We start from the raw sequence: 19,637 nt of genomic DNA on the forward strand, positions 1-19,637 counted from the left end.
CACTCCTCCTCGCTCCCCTCCCCCACCTCCTCCTCCATCCGCGCGATGGCCGACTTGATGGTCGTGCCGTAGCTGTCGTCCTCCAGGGAGCCCACCGCCGCGCGGGCCCGGCGCAGATGGCTGCGCGCGGCTTCCGGGCGGCCCAGCTTCACGTAGTCCGCCGCGAGGTTGAGGTGCAGCGAGGGGTAGAAGCCGCGCACCGCGAGCGACTTGTGGTGCGCGGTCAGCCGCTCGTCCGTGAGCTCGTCCGCCGCGGACAACGCCCGCAGGTCCCACGCCAGTTCGTCCGACGGGTCCACCTGCGTGTCCGCCATGTAGTGCGCGAGCGTGCAGCGGTGCAGCGGGTCGCCGTCCTCGCCGATCTCCCCCCACAGGCCGAGGAAGCGCCCCTGCGCCTCCTCACGGTCCCCGCCGTGATGCAGCATGACCGCCTGTCCGATCCGCGTCATCATCGCGTCCTCCGCCGTCTGCTCCTGCTGCTCCGTCACCGGATCCTCCGTGGTCGTGCGGCCTTCGCCCCATCTCTCACGACGCTAGCGGCCACCACTGACAATCCCGGTCAGGCACGTTCGGACGCGGGGCGCTCACGCATACCGCTGGGCCAGCCCGGTGACGGTCCTGGCCACCTCGGCGCGGAGTTCGGCCGGTCCGAGCACCTCCGCCTCCAGGCCGAGCCGGAGGATGTCGGTCACCGCCACCGGCAGCCCCTCCACCTCCAGGTCCACCTCGGTCCAGCCGTCCGGACCCGGCTCCTCCGCACCGGCCACGGCCCGCTCCCCCGGCGCCCCGAACAGCGCGGGCAGCAGCCGACGCCCCGCCGGGGACACCCTCAGCCGCGCCGTCCCCCGCAGGACGCGCGCCTCAAGACCGCGCGACGCCTCCTCCCAGTACACCGCGAGATCGAACCCGTCGGGCCGGACGCACACCTCCTCCGCCACCGCCGCGGCCAGGAACCTCGACACCCGATACGTCCGCACCGCCCCGCCGGTACCGCCCCTGTCGTCCTCACGGCCGCCGCCGGCCTCCCCACGGCCACCGCCTTCCCCGCCCCCGGCGGCGACCGACGCCACCAGATACCAGTTGCCCGCCTTCAGGACGAGCCCCAAAGGGTGCAGCTCACGCCGGACGTCCCCGCCCCAGCGCCGGTAGTGCGCCGACAGCACCCGCTGGCGCCACACCGCATCGGCGACCACCGCGAGCAGGGGCGCCGGGTCGGCCGTGCGGAACCACGCCGCCGCGTCGAGGTGGAAACGGTCCTGGATGCGCCGCGACCGCTCCCCCAGACCGGCGGGCAGCGCGGCCGCCAACTTCAGCTGGGCCGTGGCCAGTTCCGCGCCGAGCCCCAGGTCGGCCGCCGCCCCGGGCATTCCGGCGAGGGCGAGCGAGTCGGCCTCGTCGTCGGTGAGCCCCGTCAGACGCGTGCGGTAGCCGTCGAGGAGCCGGAAGCCGCCCGCCGGACCGCGCTCCGCGTAGACGGGCACCCCGGAAGCGGCGAGCGCCTCGGCGTCGCGGTAGACGGTCCTGACCGAGACCTCCAGCTCCTCGGCGAGTTCGGGCGCGGTCATGCGCCCACGGTTCTGGAGCAGCAGAAGCAGGGCCAGGAGCCGGTCGGCACGCATGCGATCAAGTCTGCCGCAGTACCTGACAGAAGGTGTCAGGTACGTCCGGCAGAGTCTTCCTCGCGGCACCGAACAGGGCCGCGCGGGCCTCACGAGCCCCACGAGGCCCGCCCGACAAGAGGGCGGCACCTCATCAGCCGTTCCCAAGCCCCCGCAGCGATCCCCGCGGCGACCTCACCGAGGAGACCCATGCCCACGCACACCGCATCCGCAGCCACTGCCACTGCCACCACCGTCACCGGCACTTTCACCTTCACCCGCTGGGACGAGAGCCCCGTCGCGGGCGCGGACGGCGGCGCGCGCATCACACACGCCGCCGTCGCCAACGACTACGCCGGCGCCATCGAGGCGAAGGGCACGTCCTGCGAGTACTCCATCGCGTACACGACCGAGACGGTCGGCGCCTTCGTCGGCCACGAGTTCGTCGACGGAACCCTCGACGGCCGCGCGGGGTCGTTCGTGATCGACCAGCGCGGCTCCTTCACCGCCGACGGCACCATCGAGTGCACCTTCACCGTGCTGCCCGGCTCGGGCACCGGTGAGCTGGCGGGGCTCACCGGAACCGGCGCCTTCACCGCACGGACGGGGCAGGCCTCCACCCCGTACTCCCTCGACTACTCCCTTGGGGGCTGACGGCCGGCCACACCGGCCGGCACCGTCGGCTCAGCCGATGTCGGGGATCCGCCAGTCGATCGGCTCGTGCCCCTGCGCCGCCACCGCTTCGTTGATCTGCGTGAAGGGGTGCGAGCCGAAGAACTTCTTGGCGGACAGCGGCGAGGGATGCGCGCCCTTCACCACGACGTGCCGCTCCTCGTCGATGAGCGGGAGCTTCTTCTGGGCGTAGTTCCCCCACAGCACGAAGACGGCGGGGGCGGGGCGGTCGGCCACCGCGCGGATCACCGCGTCCGTGAACTTCTCCCATCCCTTGTTCTTGTGGGAGTTGGCCTCGCCGGAGCGGACCGTCAGGACCGCGTTCAGCAGGAGGACGCCCTGCTGGGCCCACGGCATCAGGTAGCCGTTGTCCGGCACGGGGTGGCCCAGCTCCTCCTTCATCTCCTTGTAGATGTTCCGCAGGGAGGGCGGGGTCTTCACACCGGGGCGCACGGAGAAGCACAGGCCGTGGCCCTGCCCCTCGCCGTGGTACGGGTCCTGGCCGAGTACCAGGACCTTCACCCGGTCGTACGGCGTCGCGTCGAGGGCGGCGAAGACCTCGTCGCGCGGCGGGAACACAGGTCCCTTCGCCCGCTCCTCCTCGACGAACTCGGTGAGCTCCTTGAAGTAGGGCTTCTGCAGCTCCTCGCCGAGGACTCCGCGCCAGGACGCGGGCAGCATGGCGATGTCGGTCACGTCAACAACCTCCGGTGTGCGGTCACTTCTCACCGGAGAACCTACCGGCGCCCACTGACAATCGACCGGCCCGCCCGGAGCACCGTAAGCGCTACCAGCTCGTCTTGCGCTGGAGCTCCCACATCATCATGATCGCCGACGGGTCGAGGGCCCGTTCGCCGCCCGCGATCTCCTCGCTGGACATGATGTACTGCTTGCCCTGCCACAGCGGCAGCAGCCGCACGTCGTCGACGAGGATCTCCTGCGCCCGCTCGAACTGGTCGATGACCGCGCCCCGGTCGGTCTCCCTGCGCTCGCGCGGCAGCACCTCGTCGGTGATCTCCCGGGAGGGGTACGGCGTGTTGAGCACGTTCTTGGGGCCGACGAACGGCGCGATGAAGTTGTCCGCGTCGGGGAAGTCGGGGAACCAGCCGCGTCCGAAGACCGGGTACTCGCCGTTGCTGTAGCCCTCCTGGAACTCGGTCCACGGGCGGCTCTTCAGTGTGATCCTGAACAGGCCCGAGCCCTCCAGCTGCCGCTTGATCTCGGCGAACTCCGGCGCGGTCGCCGAACCGTAGCGGTCGGAGGTGTACCAGAGGGTGAGCGGCACCGGCCCGTTGATGCCGGCGTCGGCGAGGATCTTCCTGGCCTTGGCCACACTCGGGTTTCCGTAGTCGTCGAAGAACCCGGTGGCGTGGCCGGTGAGCCCCCTGGGGACCATCGAGTACAGCGGCTCGACGGTGTCCTTGTAGATCTTGTGGGCGATCGCCCCGCGGTCGATGAGCTGCGCGAAGGCCCGCCGGACCGGCAGCTTCCGCGCCCAGGGGTCCTTGGTGTTGAACACCAGGTAGCGGATCTCGGTGCCCGCGCCCTCGACGAGCTCGATGTCCTGCTCGCGCCTGCCCTTGCCCTGCATGGCGATGATGTCCTCGGAGGCGAGACCGCGGAAGGTCACGTCGATCTGCTTCGCCTTGAGCGCCTCGACCATCGCCGAGGACTTCTTGAAGTACCGGATGGTGACGCCGTCGTTCTTGACGTCGGCCGCCCCCTTGTACCGGTCGTTCTTGACCAGCTCGGCCTTCTCGTTGCGCGTGTACGCGTTGAGCGTGTACGGGCCGGAGCCGGTGACCTCGTCGCCCTCGCGGAGCTTGTCCGCCGGGTACTCCTGGGGGTCGACGATCGACATGGCGGGCGTGGCGAGGACGAAGGGGAAGGTGGCGTCGGACTTCTTGAGGCGGAAGATGACCGTCCGCTCACCCTTCGTCTCGACCTTGTCGAGCGAGCCGAGCAGCCCCATGGGCCCGCCCTTGACGACCCCCTTCTCGTCGAGGGTCCGCATGCGGTCGAAGGAGTACTTCACCGCCGCGGCGTTCAGCTCGTCGCCGTCGGAGAACGTCAGGTCCTCGCGCAGCCTGCAGGTGAAGACCGTGCTGGAGGAGTCGCTGAACTCGCAGGACTCCGCGGCGTCCGGTTCGGGCTCGGTGGCCCCCGAGGGGAAGCTGAGCAGCGTTTGAAAAACGTTTCTGTAGAGCTCCCAGGAACTGTCCCATGCCTTCGCCGGGTCCAGGGTGCTGGGCGCGCTCATCGTGCCGACGGTGATCTGCTGCTCCTCGTCCGACCCTTCCGAGGACAGCACCCCGCAGCCCGCGAGCAGGGATATCGACGTGAGCGCCGCCACTTGGCGCATACCCCTCTTCCGCTTCACAAGGGGAATTTCACTGAACACGCGCACGCTCCTCGATCGGCCGCCATGCCATGGGGTCGGGAGACCATATCGCAGTGCCCCGCCGGTCCAACTCGGCATGCCGACGGGGCACTTGATGCGGTTATACGTCGGTTTTGACGGCGTAATCCGCGGTTGCGTGGGCTTCGTCAGCCGACGCCCGCATTGAGGAAGATGCCGCCATCGACCACGAGTGTCTGACCGGTGATCCAGTCGGACTGGGCGGACGTGAGGAACGCGGCCGCGCCCCCGATGTCCTCGGGCACACCGAGCCGCCCGAGCGGGTAGGAGGCCGCCGCCTCCGCCTCGCGGCCCTCGTAGAGCGCCTGGGCGAACTTGGTCTTGACGACCGCGGGCGCGATGGAGTTCACGCGGACCTTCGGCGCGAACTCGTGCGCGAGCTGGAGGGTGAGGTTGACCATGGCGGCCTTGCTCATCCCGTACGCCCCGATGAACGGCGACGCGGAGACGCCCGCGACGGAGGCGATGTTCACGATCGCGCCGCCGTGCTCGCTCTGCCAGGCCTTCCACGTCTGCTGGGCGAAGCCGAGCGCCGAGATGACGTTGGTCTCGAACACCTTGCGCGCCACATTGAGGTCGAGCTCGGCGATCGGCCCGAACACCGGATTCGTACCGGCGTTGTTGACCAGGAAGTCGACGCGGCCGAACGCCTCCATGGCGCGCTCGACGGCGATCGCCTGGTGCGCCTCGTCGTGGGCCTTGCCCGCGACGCCGATGACCCGGTCGGAGCCGAGCTTCTCGACGGCCTCCTTGAGGGCGTCCTCGTTGCGTCCGGTGATGCAGACGCGGTCGCCGCGGGCGACCAGGGCCTCGGCGATGCCGTATCCGATGCCGCGGCTCGCGCCCGTGACGAGCGCGGCCTTCCCACTGTCCTGCACAGCCATGATCCTTGCCTTCCGGGTCAGTTGAGCGGGCCGCCGGCCACGTACATGACCTGGCCGGAGACGAAGCCCGCGGCGTCGCCCGTGAAGAAGGCGATGGCGTTGGCGATGTCCTCGGGACGGCCGACGCGCTGCACCGGGATCTGGGTGGCGGCCGCGGCCTGGAACTCCTCGAAGTCCATGCCGACGCGGTCCGCGGTGGCCTTGGTCATCTCGGTGACGATGAACCCGGGGGCGACGGAGTTGGCGGTGACGCCGAACTTGCCGAGCTCCTTGGCGAGGGTCTTGGTGAAGCCCTGGAGGCCGGCCTTGGCGGCGGCGTAGTTGACCTGGCCGCGGTTGCCGAGCGCGGAGGACGAGGAGAGGTTGACGATCCGGCCGAAGTTCGCCTCGACCATGTGCGACTGGACGGCGCGGGACATCAGGAAGGCGCCGCGCAGGTGCACGTTCATGACCGTGTCCCAGTCGCCGGCGCTCATCTTGAAGAGCAGGTTGTCGCGGAGCACGCCGGCGTTGTTGACGAGGATCGTCGGCGCGCCCAGCTCCTGGGCGATGCGGGCGACCGCGGCCTCGACCCGGGCCTCGTCGGACACGTCGCAGCCGACGGCGATCGCCTTGCCACCGGCCGCGGTGATCTGCGCGACGGTGTCCTTGCAGGCGGCCTCGTCGAGGTCGATGACGGCCACGGCACGGCCCTCGGCGGCGAGCCGTACGGCGGTCGCCGCGCCGATGCCTCGCGCGGCACCGGTCACGACAGCGACGCGCTGCTCAGTGGTGGACATGCTGGTTCTCCTCGCCCTTGGGATGCGGCTCAACGGTACGCCCCGATGGTGAGCGACCGCTTAGTACCTTCAGCTGGACGAGACGCTAGAAGCCCTGGCACCGGGTGTCAACGGCACACAGGAGAGCTGTGATTCTTTACCCCGCAGGGACGCTCCGACGCGCCGGGCCGCTCACCGCACCAGCAGGTCGAGGAGGCGGTTCACCTCGGCCTCGGGATCCGCGGTCAGGCCCGTGTGCACCGGACCGGGCTGGAGCACGGTGGAGCGCGGCGCGATGAGCCAGCGGAAGCGCCGCCCCGCGTCGTCGTCCGCGGCCTGCCCCGCCGCCGCGCCGCCCGCGCAGATCCGCTCGACGGCGCCGAGCGCGGCCCTGATGCCGGACACGTCGGCCGCCGGGTCCAGGGCGAGGAGCTTGCCCTCGTCGAAGTGGGTGCGGGCGGCGACGAACGACTTGGCCCGGCAGTAGAGCACGACGCCCGCGTTGAACTGCTCGCCGCGCTCCACGCGCGGCACGACGCGCACCAGCGCGTACTCGAAGACGTCCCGGACGGGCCCGGTCTGCTCGCTCACTTGGTGGCGCCCTTCGGCTCGGTCCCCGGCAGCGTGATCCGCTCGTGGACGGTCTTGACGCGCGCGAGGAGCGCCGCCACGTACGCGCGGCGCACCTCGTCCGCGTCCGCGAAGCCCGGCTCGTCCGCCAGCCACTCCTCGGGCACCCGCGCGGTGACCTCGGTGAGCAGTTCCTCGGTGACGAGGGGGGCGAGCCCGGCGGCCGCCCCGGCCACGTCGGGGCCGTACGGCGCGAGGACGTGGTCCGAGGCGTCGTACGGCTTGGCGGAGGCGGTCTCGGCGGTGCGCCAGTTGTGGTGCCAGATCATGCTCGCACCGTGGTCGATGAGCCACAGGTCGCCGCGGACCATGAGCAGGTTGGGGTTGCGCCAGGAGCGGTCCACGTTGTTGATCAGGGCGTCGAACCAGACGACGCGCCCCGCCTCGGCGGGGTCCACGTGGTGGGCGAGCGGGTCGAAGCCGAGGGCGCCCGACAGGAAGTCCATGCCAAGGTTGAGGCCGCCGCTCGCCTTGAGCAGGGCCTGCACGCGCTCGTCGGGCTCGCCGAGGCCGAGCACCGGGTCGAGCCGCATCCCCACGAGCCGCGGCACGCGCAGTCCGAGCTCGCGGGCGAGTTCACCGCAGATCACCTCGGCGACGAGCGTCTTGCGGCCCTGTCCCGCTCCGGTGAACTTGATGACGTACGTCCCGTACGCGCCGTGGTCGTCGGCCTCGACGACCCCCGGCAGCGAGCCGCCCTCGCGCAGGGGCGTGACGTAGCGGACCGCGGTGACTTCGCTGAGCATGGCCCCAGATTACTGCCGCTGCCGCGCTGTTCGATCATCCGCGGGCCTGCCTACAGTGCCCGGCATGGACTCCCTTGATCTTCCCCGGCAGTTCGCGCGCACCAGGCGCTTCTCGCTGGGTGTGCCGCGCGGCTTCGTGGTCTCCCCCGACGGCGAGCGGGTGCTGTTCGTCCGCTCCACCGCGGGCGACGACCCGGTGAGCAGGCTGTGGGTGCACGAGAACGGCGCCGAGCGCATGCTGGTCGATCCGCTCGGCCTGGGCGCGGAGGGTCCGCTGCCCGAGGCGGAGCGGGTGCGCAGGGAACGCGCGCGGGAGTCGTCGCAAGGAGTGGTGGCCTTCGCGACCGACCACCACGCGCGCGTGGTCGCGTTCGCGCTGGGCGGCGCACTGTGGGTGGTGGCGACGGACGGCGGCGCGCCGCGCCGGATCCGCACGGCGGGTCCGGTGGTCGACCCGCGCCCGTCTCCGGACGGGACCCGCATCGCGTACGTCAGCGGGGGCGCCCTGCGCGTCGTCGGCACCGACGGCACGGGCGACCGGGCGCTCGCGGAGCCCGAGGGCGACGAGGTCGCCTACGGTCTCGCCGACCACGTGGCCGCCGAGTCCATGGACCGGCAGCGGGGGTTCTGGTGGTCGCCGACGAGCGACGCGCTGATCGTCGCGCGCGTGGACGCCTCGCGGGTGCGGCGCTGGTGGCTGTCCGACCCGGCGCGGCCCGAGCTGCCGCCGCGCGCGGTCCGTTATCCGGCGGCGGGCACGGCCAACGCCGAGACGTCACTGCACGTCCTGCGCCTGGACGGCACCCGTACGAAGGTGCTCACTCCGGAGAGGGTGCCCGAGGAGGACCATCTCTCCGGAGAGTGGACCGATGTCGCCCTGGAGTACGTCCCCACGGTGCGCTGGGACGCCCACGGCCCCCTGATCACGCTCCAGACCCGCGACCAGCGTTCTCTGTACGTCCTGGAGGTGGACCCGAAGTCCGGTGCGACGGAGAGGGTCGCGCACCTGAGGGACCCCGCCTGGCTGGAGCTGATGCCGGGCACTCCCCTGCGCCTGGGGAGCGGCAGGGTGGTCCGGCACCGGAGCGTCCCCGGTCACACGCGGGGCCTGGGCGTCGGCGCCACGACGACACCGCGCGGCCTCCAGGTGCGCGAGGTCCTGGGCGCCGTGGGCGAGCGGGTGTGGTTCACCGCGTCGGACGACCCCCTGGAGACCCACGTCTGGTCCCTCGACCACCAGGACGACGAGCCCGCCCCGGAGCGCGGCACCGGCACGCTGCGCCGGATCAGTGAGGGCCCCGGCATCCACACGGCCGCCGTCGGCGGCGACACCGTCGTCCTCGACAGCAGGACGCCCGAGGGGCAGACGGTGACCGTGCTGCGGGGCGGCGAGCCCGTCGGGCGGATCGCGGTGTTCGCCGAGGAGCCCGTGGTGACGCCCCGGCCCCGCCACCTCACCCTCGGGGAGCGCGCGTTGCGGGGCGCGCTCCATCTGCCGTCCTGGCACACGAGCGGCTCGGGAAAGCTGCCGGTGCTGCTGTGCCCGTACGCGGGTCCAGGACTCCAACTCGTGGTCCACGCGCGCGCGTGGTGGACGATCGTGGCGCAGTGGTTCGCGGAGCAGGGCTACGCGGTGCTCGTCACGGACGGGCGCGGCACGCCGGGACGCGGCGAGGAGTGGGCGCGGGCCGTGCACGGCGACCAGTTGACGCCCGTGCTCGACGACCAGGTGGACGCGCTGCACGCCGCCGCCGAGCAGTGTCCCGACCTGGACCTCTCGCGGGTGGGCATCCGCGGCTGGTCCTTCGGCGGTTTCCTCGCGGCGGGCGCGGTGCTGCACCGCCCGGACGTCTTCCACGCGGCGGTGGCGGGTGCCGCCCCGACGGACCTGCGCCTGTACGACACGCACTGGAAGGAGCGCTATCTGGGGCATCCCGACGTCCAGCCCGAGCAGTACGAGCGCTGCTCCCTGGTGGCGCACGCGCACCTCCTGTCGCGGCCGCTGATGCTGGTGCACGGCCTCGCGGACGACAACGTCCTGCCCGTGCACATGCTGCGCTTGTCCGCGGCGCTGCTGGCGGCGGGGCGCCCGCACACCGTGCTGCCGCTGCCCGGCGCGAGCCACCTGGTCTCCCAGGAGGAGGTGGCGGCGAACCTCCTCCTGCTCGAACTCGACTTCCTGCGGAAGTCCCTGGACTTTCAGAACGGAAGTCATTGAGCGTTTGAACACGGCGGGCCCCGGCCCCGTATCTCCGGTCATGACGACTTCTGATGAGACGGTCTCCGCACCCTGCCGCCGTACCGTCGTGGCCACGATCGGTGCCGCGGGCCTCGCCGCCGCCCTCACCGCCTGCGGTGGCGGGGGCGACGGCGACGAGGACTCCGGCGAATCCGCCGGAGCGGCCCCCGAGGCGGGCGGGGCCGCCGGAGCCCTGCTCGCCAAGACGTCGGACATCCCCGTGGGCGGCGGCAAGATCTTCAAGGACGAGGGCGTGGTGGTCACCCAGCCCACGAAGGGCGAGTTCAAGGCGTTCTCCAGCCGCTGCACCCACAAAGGGTGTGCGGTGACCGGCGTCCAGGGCGGCACCATCAACTGCCCGTGTCACGGGAGCAAGTTCGACATCGCCGACGGCAGCGTGCGGGGCGGCCCCGCGCCGCAGCCGCTGCCCGCGGCCGAGATCGCCGTGACGGGGGGCTCGATCAAGCTGGCCTGACGGGGGCGCGAGGCGGCCCGACCGGCGTACCGGACCTGCTATCCGGCCCGGCCGGGCCGCTTCCACGCGCCGAGCACGTCGTTCGTGGTCGTGATGGTGGCGACGAGCGCGAGGGTGTTGCGGACCACCACGGGCGTGTAGTCGGCGGGCACTCCCGCGATGGCGTCCGCGGGCACGACGGCGGTGTAGCCGAGGTTCACGGCGTCGAACACCGCGTTGGGGATGGCGACGTTGGCCGAGACCCCGGTGACCAGCAGCGTGCGGCAGCCGAGGTTGCGCAGCAGGGGGTCGACGTCGGTGCCCGCGATCGGTGACAGGCCGTGCAGGCGGCGTACGACGAGGTCCTCGTCGGCCACCTCGACGGGCGGCGCGATCCGTACGGCGGTGGTGCCCGAGAGCTGCTGGACGGGCAGCCGTTCGGCGGCCCGGAAGAGCCGGGCGTTGTGGTTGGCCCCGCGGCCGTCGGGCCGTCGCTCGGCCACCGCGTGCAGGACCTGGACACCGCTGTGGTGCGCCGCGGACACCAGCCGCGCGACATTGGCGAGGGCGCCCGACGCCCGCGCCTCCTTGGCGAGTTCGGGCAGCGCGCTCTCGGTGCCGACGACACCCTGCTGGCACTCGACGGTCATGAGGACGGTGGTGGCGGGGTCGAGGAGTTCCCTGAGCTGTTCGGACGACGGCATGGCTCTCCCTGTCGCGGACGCCCGGGACACCGGCCGGCCGGCTGCCGCCCTCTCGCGCCCGGAATCCGCGCGAGGCTAACGGCCATTGCGTCACGAAGGAAGAGCCCTCATTCTTTCCTGACGCACAGTCAGACATGCCTGGCGGGACACCACTCGGGAGGACACATGGCCGTCACGCAGCGCCGTGGCCGCAGGATCATGATGACGCCGGACGAGCTCGACGCGTTCCTCGCCGCGGAGCGCACCTGCCGGGTGGCGACCGTCTCCCCCGACGGCGCCCCGCACGCCAGCACGCTCTGGTTCGCCTGGGACGGCACCTCGCTGTGGCTGTACTCGATCACTCGCAGCAAGCGCTGGGCGGACCTGCGCAAGGACGGCAGGATCGCCGTGGTGGTCGACGCCGGGGAGGAGTACGGCGAGCTGCGCGGCGTCGAACTGTCGGGCACGGTCGAGTTCGTCGGCGAGGAGAGCGCTGCCCGTACGGACGATCCGGGGATCGCAGGCGGCGCTCATGAGCCGTGCGGCGGCTGCCGCGCCGGTCTCCGGAGGGATGATCAGCAGGTCCCAGCGTCCGACGTGGTAGGAGAGCAGCAGGAGTTGGTGCGGGTCCTGCTCTTCCTTGTACCAGCCGACCTTGACCACATGGCCGTTGACGGGCACCTTGCGCGGCACCACCGGCCAGTGCGTCGGGTTGACCGTGACGCGCGTGATGCGGCCCCACAGCGGGTCCAGCAGGTCGGTCAGCGCGGGAAGTTCACGGAAGAGGTCACGGGAGCGCGGCCACCAGGCGCCGTCGAGCAGCCCGGAGGCCGGTCCCGGAGGCTTGAGGGACAGGCGCGGCGGCGGGTGAGCGGAAGGCGCGGCGGTCGGTGGGGGCGGCGGGGGTCGTGCGGTGAGCACCGTCATGGTGTCGACCCGTCCCCGGGGCGGTGGTGCCCGTCCCGGCGTATGGAACCGAGAGGGATGCCGGCGTGGAAGCCGGTCGAGGAAATGCTCTCGGTACTGTCGAGCGTACTCCGGCGGCGGCCCCCACGGTCACCCGGACGCGTCCTCGGTCGCCATCAGGGCCGTTCCGGTGAGGTGGAGGGCGGGGTCGGCCGCCGCCGTCATCAGCCGGGCGGCCGCTCCGGCCTCGCTGCGCGGCGGGACGACGAGCAGGTCCCAGCGGCGGGCCCCGCAGGAGAAGAGCCGGATCGTGTGCGGGTCGAGGCCGGAGGCGTACCACCGGGCCGAGACCGTGTGCCCCGTCACGGAGAGGACGCGCGGCTCGTGCGGCCAGCTTCCGTGGTGCGACGCGATCCGTGTCACGAGGCCGTGGGACGCGTCGAACACATCGGTGAGCGAGGCCAGTTCGGCGGCGAGGTCGTCGGTGCGGGGCCACCAGGCTCCGCACACCGGACCCGGGGGGAAGGTCGGCGGGCGCAGGGAGAGCCTGGCCGGCGGGTAGTCGGCGGGTCGCCCCGGATCGGCTGAATCCACTGAACCGCGGTGATCGATGGGTGCGTTCACGACGCACGCCCCTCTTCGGGCCGCAGGCGGTGCGACCCGGTGTCGTGGTGCGCCGGAGGCGACGCCGAGCGGAGTCGGCGTACGAGAAGCGTCCGGCGGCTCCAGCATACGTCCCGGTCCTTCTCCGCCCGGCAGGAGTACGGTGAAGGGGGCGAGGGCGTCCGTATGCCGGTGCCCGACCTTTCGGAGCACTCCTCCCTCGCCGTCCGTCCGCGCAAGGGCAGCCCAGGACCCCGGCCGCGCCGTTCGCCATCCGGTCGAGGAGCCCGTCCATGTCCCGGACCTCTCCCACCCGCACCTCCCCGAACCTCCGCCGGAGGCCGTCCCGGCCCAGGCGCCGGGCCAGCGGCGGCAACTCCGCTTCGCTGTAGGGGAGTTCGATGCCCCGCCGGCGCGGGCGCACCGGTGCGTCGACACGCCCGTGCCCGGTCCGGTGCCGCCGCCTCCGCCGCGTGCGACGGCCTCCACGAACCGACCCGCGAACCATCCGCCCACCCCCATGCCCCCGTTCGAGCACGGCAGCAGGCAGGAGCCACATCCCATGACCCGCACACCGCACACCACGCTTCCCTCCCCGCCCCGGCCACGCCTGCGCCTGGCACCCCACGACGACGGGCCCCGCGCCATCGACGGGGCCTGGTGGCCGCGCTCGTACGATCTGCTCGCCGAACTCCCCGGGCTGCTCGCCGGGTTGCCCCGTACCTGGGGGCACATCACCAGCGTCATGCTCAACGGCGCGGACTGGTCGTCGACCCCGGGCCGGACGCTCGTCGCCGGCCAGGTCGTCCGGCTGCGCAGGACCCTGACGGCCGCGGCCGTGCACACCGTCGTCCTCCTCGCCCCCGGCCGCGGGCGCTGGGACCTGCTCGTCGTGCCGCCGGACACGCCAGAGGAGGCCGCGGGGCCGATCATGGAGAGGGCGGCGGAAGAGGGGAGCGTCGGGGTGCCGGCGTCCTCCGTGGCGGTCCCTCGGGCGCGGTCCTGAGAGCGGCCCCGCGACGGGCGTCACCGGGAGCGGACGTCGCGGGTCGGGCCCGTCGCCGTCATCAGGCCGTTCTCGGCCGCGTCGGCGGCGCCGCACGCTGGGCACCGGCGCGTCCCGCCTGACCGGGGCCGTGCCGGCGGCGGCGCAAAGCGTGCCGTGCGGGGATGTGGTCCGGTGCGCGGTGTGTTTCGCTCGGCGTGAGCGGTCCAGTCGACCGTGAGAGGGCCCGGGGTCCGGGGACCGTGAGAGGTCCCGGGACCAGGGGATCAGAGGGCCGAGGGGAGGGACACCCGTATGTCCGTGCGCCCATCGCTGTTGCCCGGAGTGTCGCGGCCCGGAGCGTCGAGGCCCGGCGTGCGGGCCGTACTGGCGGCCGTGTCCTGGCTGACCAGCCCGCTCTCGCCGGACGACTACCTCGGCCTGATCGATCCGCTGTGGTCGGCGCGGCATCCCGCGGGCCGGGTGAGCGCCGTGCGACGGGAGGCGCCCGGTGCGGCCACGCTGGCGATCCGGCCGGGCAGGGGCTGGCACGGCCACCGGGCCGGACAGTATCTGCCGCTCGGAGTCGAGATCGACGGTGTACGGCACTGGCGTACGTACTCGATCACTTCGCCACCCGGAGACGGACCCGGGGACGAGATCACCATCACCGTGAAGGCCCGCCCCGACGGCCGGGTCTCCCCGCACCTGGTCCACGGGACCGCACCCGGAGCCCTGCTCCGGCTCGGCCCGGCGCGGGGGGAGTTCGTACTGCCGCTGCCGCTGCCCGAACGGCTCCTCTTCGTGACGGCGGGCAGTGGTCTCACGCCCGTCATGGGGATGCTGCGCACGCTCGCACGGCACGGCGGTGCCGCCCCGGACACACTGCTCCTGCACAGCGCGCCGTCACCGGCCGAGTGTCTCTTCCGTGCCGAACTGGCCGTGCTGGAGCGCCGGTTGCCATGGCTGAGCGTGCGCGTGACGCATACGCGTACGGAGGGACGGCTCACCGCGGACCGGATCGTCGGACTCTGCCCGGACTGGCGCCGTCGGGAGGCCTGGGTGTGCGGCCCGGCCGGACTCCTCGACACGGCCGAGAGGCAGTGGGCCGCCGCGGGGGTGCGGGAACGGCTGCGGGTGGAGCGCTTCCACCTGGCGCCCCTGCGGGCGCCGGGTGCCGACGCCACCGGCGGCCGGGTGCGGTTCGACCGCAGCGGCGTGGAGGCGGACGCGGCGGCAGCGGCCCCTCTCCTCGCGGTCGGTGAATCGGCGGGGGTGCCCATGCCCCACGGGTGCCGGCGCGGCCTGTGCCTCGGCTGCCTCGTCCCGCTCCTCGACGGCCGCGTGCGCGATCTGCGGACCGGTGACCTACGGGGGGAACCCGGTGAGTTGATCCAGACCTGCGTCAACGGTGCCGCGGGTCCGCTCGTCCTCGACCTGTGAGAACCAGAGCTCTGCGAGGAGACTCCCATGCCTCTTCCCACGCCCGTACCTACGCCGGAACCCACACCCGCACCCCCGTTGATGCCTGCGGCGACCGTCACCGGGGCGGTCGCCGCGACCGTCCCCGGGGCCGTCACCGGGTCCGAGGGAACGCCGCCGCCCGTGGCACGGGACACCGACAGGGCCGAGCAACTGGGCCGGGAACTGGACCGGCTCCGCGCCGAGATCGTGGCGGCCCGCGGACCGGACGACGCCCACTACATCCGTACGGTGATCGCCGTGCAGCGCGGCTGCGAGGCCGGCGGCCGCCTGGCGCTCGCCGTCTCCCTGTTCCCGCCCGCCTGGGTGGCGGGCACCACCCTGCTGGCGCTCGCCAAGACGCTGGAGAACATGGAGCTGGGCCACAACATCCTGCACGGCCAGTGGGACTGGCTGGGCGACCCGGCGATCCACTCGACCACCTGGGAGTGGGACTTCGTCACCCCGGCCGACGCCTGGAAACGCACCCACAACCACCTGCACCACACCTACACCAACGTCGTCGGCCGTGACCGCGACCTCGGCTACACGATCCTGCGCATGAGCCCGGACCAGCCCTGGCGCCCGCACCACCTGCTCCAGCCGCTGTACACGGCCCTGCTCGCGCCGGTCTTCGAGTGGGGCATAGCCCTGTACGACCTGGAGGCCGACGCGGTGCCGTCGGGCCGCAAGAGCGTGCGTGCCTTCCTGAGGGACGCAACCGGGCTGGCGCGCAAGGCGGTTCGCCAGGCGGCCAAGGACTACGTCCTCTTCCCGCTCCTTGCCGGCCCCTCCGCCCTGCCCTGCCTCCTCGGCAACATCACCGCGGGCGTCGCCCGCAACGTCTGGGCGCACACGGTCATCTTCTGCGGCCATTTCCCCGACGACGTGCAGACCTTCACCGAGGAACGGCTCGACGGCGAGAGCCGCGGGGAGTGGTACCTGCGCCAGATCCAGGGCTCGGCGAACATCACGGGAGGCCCGCTCCTGCACCTCCTCACCGGCAACCTCAGCCACCAGATCGAGCACCACCTCTTCCCCGACCTCCCCAGCAACCGCTACGCCCAACTGGCCCCCGAGGTGCGAAAGATCTGCGCCCGCCACGACCTCCCCTACGTCACCGGCCCGCTGTGGCACCAATACACATCAATGTGGACCCGAGTCCTACGCAACGCCCTGCCGTAACGAAGCCCGGCGGGATTCGACCCACGACCTGCCTGGCTGTCTACTGGTGGCCCTGCCCCGCTCATGCCTGGTGGCAGTACGCACTGGTGCGGGCGCGGCCGTCTTCAGGAATGCTGCCTCAACAGGATTGGGGCGGGCATAGGTTGGCGGCCAGGTGATCATTGGTGGGGGTTGGTGTGGCAGGTCGGGATCTGCGCGCGCTGTTCAGTACGAACGACCGCACGCTTGGGGCTGCGGAGGCGTTCACGAACCGGCAGGCGCAGTGGGGGTTCGTGGTCGCCGCGCTCGCCGAGCATCTGCGGCATGTCAACAGTCCTGCCTTCGCTCCGGATGACCTGGAGGCCGCCCGAGACAACGTGGTGGTCTTCCATGGGATCGGTGGCATCGGGAAGTCCACGTTGTCGCGCAAGTTCGAGGCGTCCCTTGCCGAACCGGGGCAGCGCCCCGCCCAGTGGAGTGCCCCCGCATGGGGCGGAGCGCGGATCCTGCCCGTACGAATCGATCTCGCGCGCTCCGCGAATCCCGACTTCGAGAAGGTCGTGCTCAGCGTGCGCCTCGCGCTGGCCGCGATCGGCCGGCCTCTGCCTGCCTTCGACGTGGCGTTACGCCGTTACTGGGAGCATCAGCATCCAGGGGATCCGCTGGAGGACTTCCTCAACCGCGGCGGCCTGACCGCCCGGTTCGGCAAGGCGTTGCCGCAGCAGATGCAGTCCGCGCTCGCCGATGTCGCCCAGGCCCTAATGCTGCCGGGCACGGTGGGCTCTGCGATCGGGCAGGTGACCGGGGCGCTCGTCGGAGCGCTGCGCGAGCGTCGGCAGACCGTGCGGGCGCTCGCTGGCTGCGTACGCCTGGCTGATCTCCTGGAGAGCGAACCGGATCTGGACTCCCTGTCCTACTACCCGCACCTGCTTGCCTGGGAGCTTGCCCGGCTACCCACCGCGAAGAAGGTCACTCCAGTGGTCTTGATGGATGCCTTCGAGGAGATCGGGGACCGCACCCACCGGGACTTTGAACGCCTCCTGCAGCGCCTGGTGTGGCTGATGCCGAATGCCTTCTTCGTCATCACCGGCCGCTCCCGCCTGCAGTGGGCCGACGAAGCCCTTCAGGGCCAGCTCGACTTCACCGGACCCGCCGCCTGGCCCGGCCTGGTTGCTCACGACATTCCCCAGACCCGTGCGGAGTTCCCCGCCCCCGGCCGTGAACGGCAGATGCTGATCGGCGACTTCTCCTTCGAGGATTGCGACGACTACCTCGCCCGCCGCCTCTCCGTAAACGGCCACCCCTTGATCGGCGATGCCATTCGAAGGGTGATCGGACAGCGCTCGCACGGCCTGCCGTTGTACCTGGACCTCTCCGTGATGAGGTTCCTGGAACTCCGACGCAACGGGCATACCCCACAGCCGACCGACTTCGACCACGACTTCCCCGCGCTGATTGCCCGTACTCTCTCCGACCTCACCGCCCCCGAGCGCCACGTCTTGCGCTCCGCCAGCCTCTTTTCCTCCTTCGACGTCGCCCTGGCCACCCGGGCTGCGGGGCTCCCCCAAGAAGCGCCGGCGCTGCGGCTCGTCGAGCGTCCCTTCGTACGAGAGACGCCCTACGGCCTGTGGCCCTTCTACCTGCACGCCCTCATCCGCGCGACGATCCGGGGCGCCGACGACCAGACCGACGACCGATGGTCTCCGGCCGACTGGCAGCAGGCCGCCGTCCGGGCCCTCGCCGTTCTTGGAGAGCAGTGGAGCAGCGGCTCGGACCGCGATCGCCTACTGCTCGTGGGCTGCTTGCGCCAGGGACTGGCGATCGCCCGTGACTACCGTCTCGACCTCGGCTGGCTCATCGAGGCCGCCTGGACCTACATCGGCGACTCCGTATGGGAGCCGCTGGACTTGGCCGCCGGCTCCGAAGCGGAGGGCGTCACAGCCACATCCGCTGACGTGCTGGTGGAGTTGCTCAGTGCGCTCGCCCGCAGGCAGCACGAGAACCGCGCCCGCACAGTGGAGCGCCTGGTCGCAGTGGCTGACACCGGGCTGCTGCCCGTGGAATTGCACGAGGTCGCCATCTACTACCGGGCCAAGGCGCAGCGCGACCTCGGGCACACCGAGGGATCCCGCCAGGGGATGCAGGTGGTCGCCGCAGGTGGCGGACGTCTCGCAGCGAATGCCCGCCGTGGGCTCGCCCATCTCTCCCGACTCGCCGGCGACTTCCCGACCGCTCTTCAGGCGGCCGAACACTTGGGCTGGGCGGGCCGGCACCACCGCGTCGTCGGCGACGTGCGATGGGTACAGGGCGACATGGCCTCGGCTGCAGAAGCTTTTGGGGCAGCCCGCGCGGAAGGCGAGGAACACGGCAAGAACGGGGAGGCGGCCATGTCACAGGCCATGCGGGCCTTCACCCTCGCCTTCGCGACCGACCCCACCACCGATGATGAGATCGACCTCGCTGAAAACCTCCTGTCCCGGGTCGACCTGCGCGCTGCGACCCTGGACGTACGGATCGCAGCCCTCCTGCGCGACGCTGGCACGGATATGGGAGCCGAGGACAGGGCGCAGGTACTGGCCGCAGAGATCAGTACGTCGGGGCTGCTCTTCGTCCAGGCCAAGCTCGAGTTGGCACGCGCCTTCCATCACGCCATCCGCGACGGCCAGGCGGGCGTCGCGTCCAGCATCAGTCGACTCCGTGAGATGACCCGTGAGGGCTACTACGCCTACTACGTCGACATCGCCCACTTCATGGCCGACCTCCCGCTCGACAGTCCCTCCCGCGCACGGTGGCTCGACGAGCAGCGGACAGTACGCCAACGCTGGCGCAGCATGGTCATCGACCGACGCGCTCTGCTCGCGTCACGGTCGGCCACCGGAACGCCGTAACCAGTCGGTGCGGCTCGAAAGCTGCCGGACGCCTCAATTGGAATGCACGAGACAGTAGTTCTGTCCGCCGTCATTCAGCCCAGTCGTTCGACTGCGAGCACAGCCGTTTCGGCTGGCTGTGGTTGTGAACCTAGTCGCGTGCGATGAAAGTGGGCGGCCCTGCCCGAGGGCGCTCGCGGTCACACACACTCCGTGCTCTGGTCGTCCTACAGGTGGTCGAGGGGTTCGGCGGCGTATGTGCCGTCGCCGAGCGGGACATCGGTGAGCTCGAAGCGTTGGGACAGGCTGCCGACTCGGCGGATGACGACGCTGCCGGGGGCGCGGGTGGTTTCGTAGTACAGAGGGGTGCCGTCGGCGCCGGTGGTGCCCAGCAGACTGAAGCGGCGCAGCACGCGGGGAGCTGTCGGGGTGGTCCGGCGACGCCGGTAGAGCCAGCCGGCTGCGGCGGCGAGACCGGTGACTACCAGGCCGACTGCAGTCGGAATCAGGAACTTGTCGAAGAGCGCGGACACGGCAGCATCACTCCTGCGAGGCGGGTAGGGCTCGC

The 19,637-nt window shown here is 71.6% G+C and carries 18 protein-coding genes and 2 pseudogenes; 8 read left to right on the forward strand and 12 right to left on the reverse strand.

Annotated features, from left to right (window positions below; genetic code table 11):
- Both AOK22_RS18235 and AOK22_RS18240 read right to left on the reverse strand, forming a co-directional pair.
- On the reverse strand, window positions 1-488 hold a 488-nt coding region (locus AOK22_RS18235), incomplete at its 3' end, for a tetratricopeptide repeat protein (protein ID WP_055699731.1).
- A 96-nt stretch (window positions 489-584) separates the two neighbouring features.
- A complete protein-coding gene (locus tag AOK22_RS18240; RefSeq protein WP_055699732.1) occupies window positions 585-1,619 on the reverse strand; it encodes a helix-turn-helix transcriptional regulator in 1,035 nt (344 codons plus the stop codon).
- A 189-nt stretch (window positions 1,620-1,808) separates the two neighbouring features.
- Between AOK22_RS18240 and AOK22_RS18245 the strand changes: the two genes are divergently transcribed.
- Window positions 1,809-2,252, forward strand: coding sequence for a DUF3224 domain-containing protein (locus AOK22_RS18245; protein WP_055699733.1), 444 nt, complete (start codon window positions 1,809-1,811; stop codon window positions 2,250-2,252).
- A gap of 30 nt (window positions 2,253-2,282) precedes the next feature.
- Here AOK22_RS18245 and ung read toward each other — a convergent pair whose 3' ends face one another.
- From ung to AOK22_RS18275, 6 genes are all read right to left on the reverse strand, one after another.
- Window positions 2,283-2,966: a uracil-DNA glycosylase gene (gene ung, locus AOK22_RS18250; RefSeq protein ID WP_055699734.1), complete on the reverse strand. Its 684-nt coding sequence runs from the start codon at window positions 2,964-2,966 to the stop codon at window positions 2,283-2,285.
- Between the two features lie 91 nt (window positions 2,967-3,057).
- Window positions 3,058-4,632: an ABC transporter substrate-binding protein gene (locus AOK22_RS18255; protein WP_055699735.1), complete on the reverse strand. Its 1,575-nt coding sequence runs from the start codon at window positions 4,630-4,632 to the stop codon at window positions 3,058-3,060.
- A gap of 185 nt (window positions 4,633-4,817) precedes the next feature.
- Window positions 4,818-5,573 (reverse strand): SDR family oxidoreductase, encoded by a 756-nt coding sequence (locus tag AOK22_RS18260; protein WP_055699736.1) that lies wholly within the window; start codon window positions 5,571-5,573, stop codon window positions 4,818-4,820.
- 17 nt (window positions 5,574-5,590) lie between these two features.
- Window positions 5,591-6,352, reverse strand: coding sequence for a 3-oxoacyl-ACP reductase FabG (gene fabG, locus AOK22_RS18265; protein WP_055699737.1), 762 nt, complete (start codon window positions 6,350-6,352; stop codon window positions 5,591-5,593).
- 171 nt (window positions 6,353-6,523) lie between these two features.
- On the reverse strand, window positions 6,524-6,922 hold the full coding sequence (locus AOK22_RS18270; protein WP_055699738.1) for a DUF3037 domain-containing protein: 399 nt from the start codon (window positions 6,920-6,922) through the stop codon (window positions 6,524-6,526).
- Window positions 6,919-7,707 carry a HipA family kinase gene (locus tag AOK22_RS18275; RefSeq protein ID WP_055699739.1) on the reverse strand — a complete coding sequence of 263 codons (789 nt, stop codon included), beginning with the start codon at window positions 7,705-7,707 and terminating at the stop codon, window positions 6,919-6,921. The genes AOK22_RS18270 and AOK22_RS18275 overlap by 4 nt, the downstream gene beginning before the upstream one ends.
- A gap of 64 nt (window positions 7,708-7,771) precedes the next feature.
- Between AOK22_RS18275 and AOK22_RS18280 the strand changes: the two genes are divergently transcribed.
- The gene (locus AOK22_RS18280; RefSeq protein WP_055699740.1) at window positions 7,772-9,925 is read left to right on the forward strand and encodes a S9 family peptidase; all 2,154 of its coding nucleotides are present in this window, start codon (window positions 7,772-7,774) and stop codon (window positions 9,923-9,925) included.
- Between the two features lie 40 nt (window positions 9,926-9,965).
- On the forward strand, window positions 9,966-10,421 hold the full coding sequence (locus AOK22_RS18285; RefSeq protein ID WP_055699741.1) for a Rieske (2Fe-2S) protein: 456 nt from the start codon (window positions 9,966-9,968) through the stop codon (window positions 10,419-10,421).
- Window positions 10,422-10,459: 38 nt separating this feature from the next.
- On the opposite strand, the gene AOK22_RS18290 is transcribed toward AOK22_RS18285, so the two are convergent.
- Complete coding sequence (locus AOK22_RS18290; RefSeq protein ID WP_055699742.1) at window positions 10,460-11,104, reverse strand: isochorismatase family protein; 645 nt, start codon at window positions 11,102-11,104, stop codon at window positions 10,460-10,462.
- A 165-nt stretch (window positions 11,105-11,269) separates the two neighbouring features.
- On the opposite strand from AOK22_RS18290, the pseudogene AOK22_RS39835 reads away from it, so the two are divergent.
- Window positions 11,270-11,596, forward strand: a pseudogene (locus tag AOK22_RS39835) (pyridoxamine 5'-phosphate oxidase family protein); the annotation flags it as partial.
- On the opposite strand, the pseudogene AOK22_RS39840 reads toward AOK22_RS39835, so the two are convergent.
- Window positions 11,557-12,096 (reverse strand): annotated as a pseudogene (locus AOK22_RS39840) (DUF5994 family protein); the annotation flags it as partial. The pseudogenes AOK22_RS39835 and AOK22_RS39840 sit on opposite strands and share 40 nt — an antisense overlap.
- A gap of 43 nt (window positions 12,097-12,139) precedes the next feature.
- Entirely contained in the window at window positions 12,140-12,583 is a 444-nt protein-coding gene (locus AOK22_RS18300; protein WP_141753754.1) for a DUF5994 family protein, read from the reverse strand.
- Window positions 12,584-13,154: 571 nt separating this feature from the next.
- On the opposite strand from AOK22_RS18300, the gene AOK22_RS18305 reads away from it, so the two are divergent.
- From AOK22_RS18305 to AOK22_RS18320, 4 genes are all read left to right on the forward strand, one after another.
- Window positions 13,155-13,598 carry a DUF5994 family protein gene (locus tag AOK22_RS18305; protein ID WP_063795291.1) on the forward strand — a complete coding sequence of 148 codons (444 nt, stop codon included), beginning with the start codon at window positions 13,155-13,157 and terminating at the stop codon, window positions 13,596-13,598.
- A gap of 294 nt (window positions 13,599-13,892) precedes the next feature.
- On the forward strand, window positions 13,893-15,020 hold the full coding sequence (locus AOK22_RS18310; protein ID WP_079036655.1) for a ferredoxin reductase: 1,128 nt from the start codon (window positions 13,893-13,895) through the stop codon (window positions 15,018-15,020).
- Between the two features lie 81 nt (window positions 15,021-15,101).
- Window positions 15,102-16,223 (forward strand): fatty acid desaturase family protein, encoded by a 1,122-nt coding sequence (locus AOK22_RS18315; protein ID WP_079036656.1) that lies wholly within the window; start codon window positions 15,102-15,104, stop codon window positions 16,221-16,223.
- 176 nt (window positions 16,224-16,399) lie between these two features.
- Entirely contained in the window at window positions 16,400-19,090 is a 2,691-nt protein-coding gene (locus tag AOK22_RS18320; protein ID WP_055699745.1) for a hypothetical protein, read from the forward strand.
- Window positions 19,091-19,296: 206 nt separating this feature from the next.
- On the opposite strand, the gene AOK22_RS18325 is transcribed toward AOK22_RS18320, so the two are convergent.
- The gene (locus AOK22_RS18325; RefSeq protein ID WP_055699746.1) at window positions 19,297-19,602 is read right to left on the reverse strand and encodes a hypothetical protein; all 306 of its coding nucleotides are present in this window, start codon (window positions 19,600-19,602) and stop codon (window positions 19,297-19,299) included.
- Between the last annotated feature and the right edge of the window lie 35 nt (window positions 19,603-19,637).

The organism is Streptomyces silaceus (assembly GCF_001419745.1).
Taxonomy (GTDB): Bacteria; Actinomycetota; Actinomycetes; order Streptomycetales; family Streptomycetaceae; genus Streptomyces; species Streptomyces silaceus.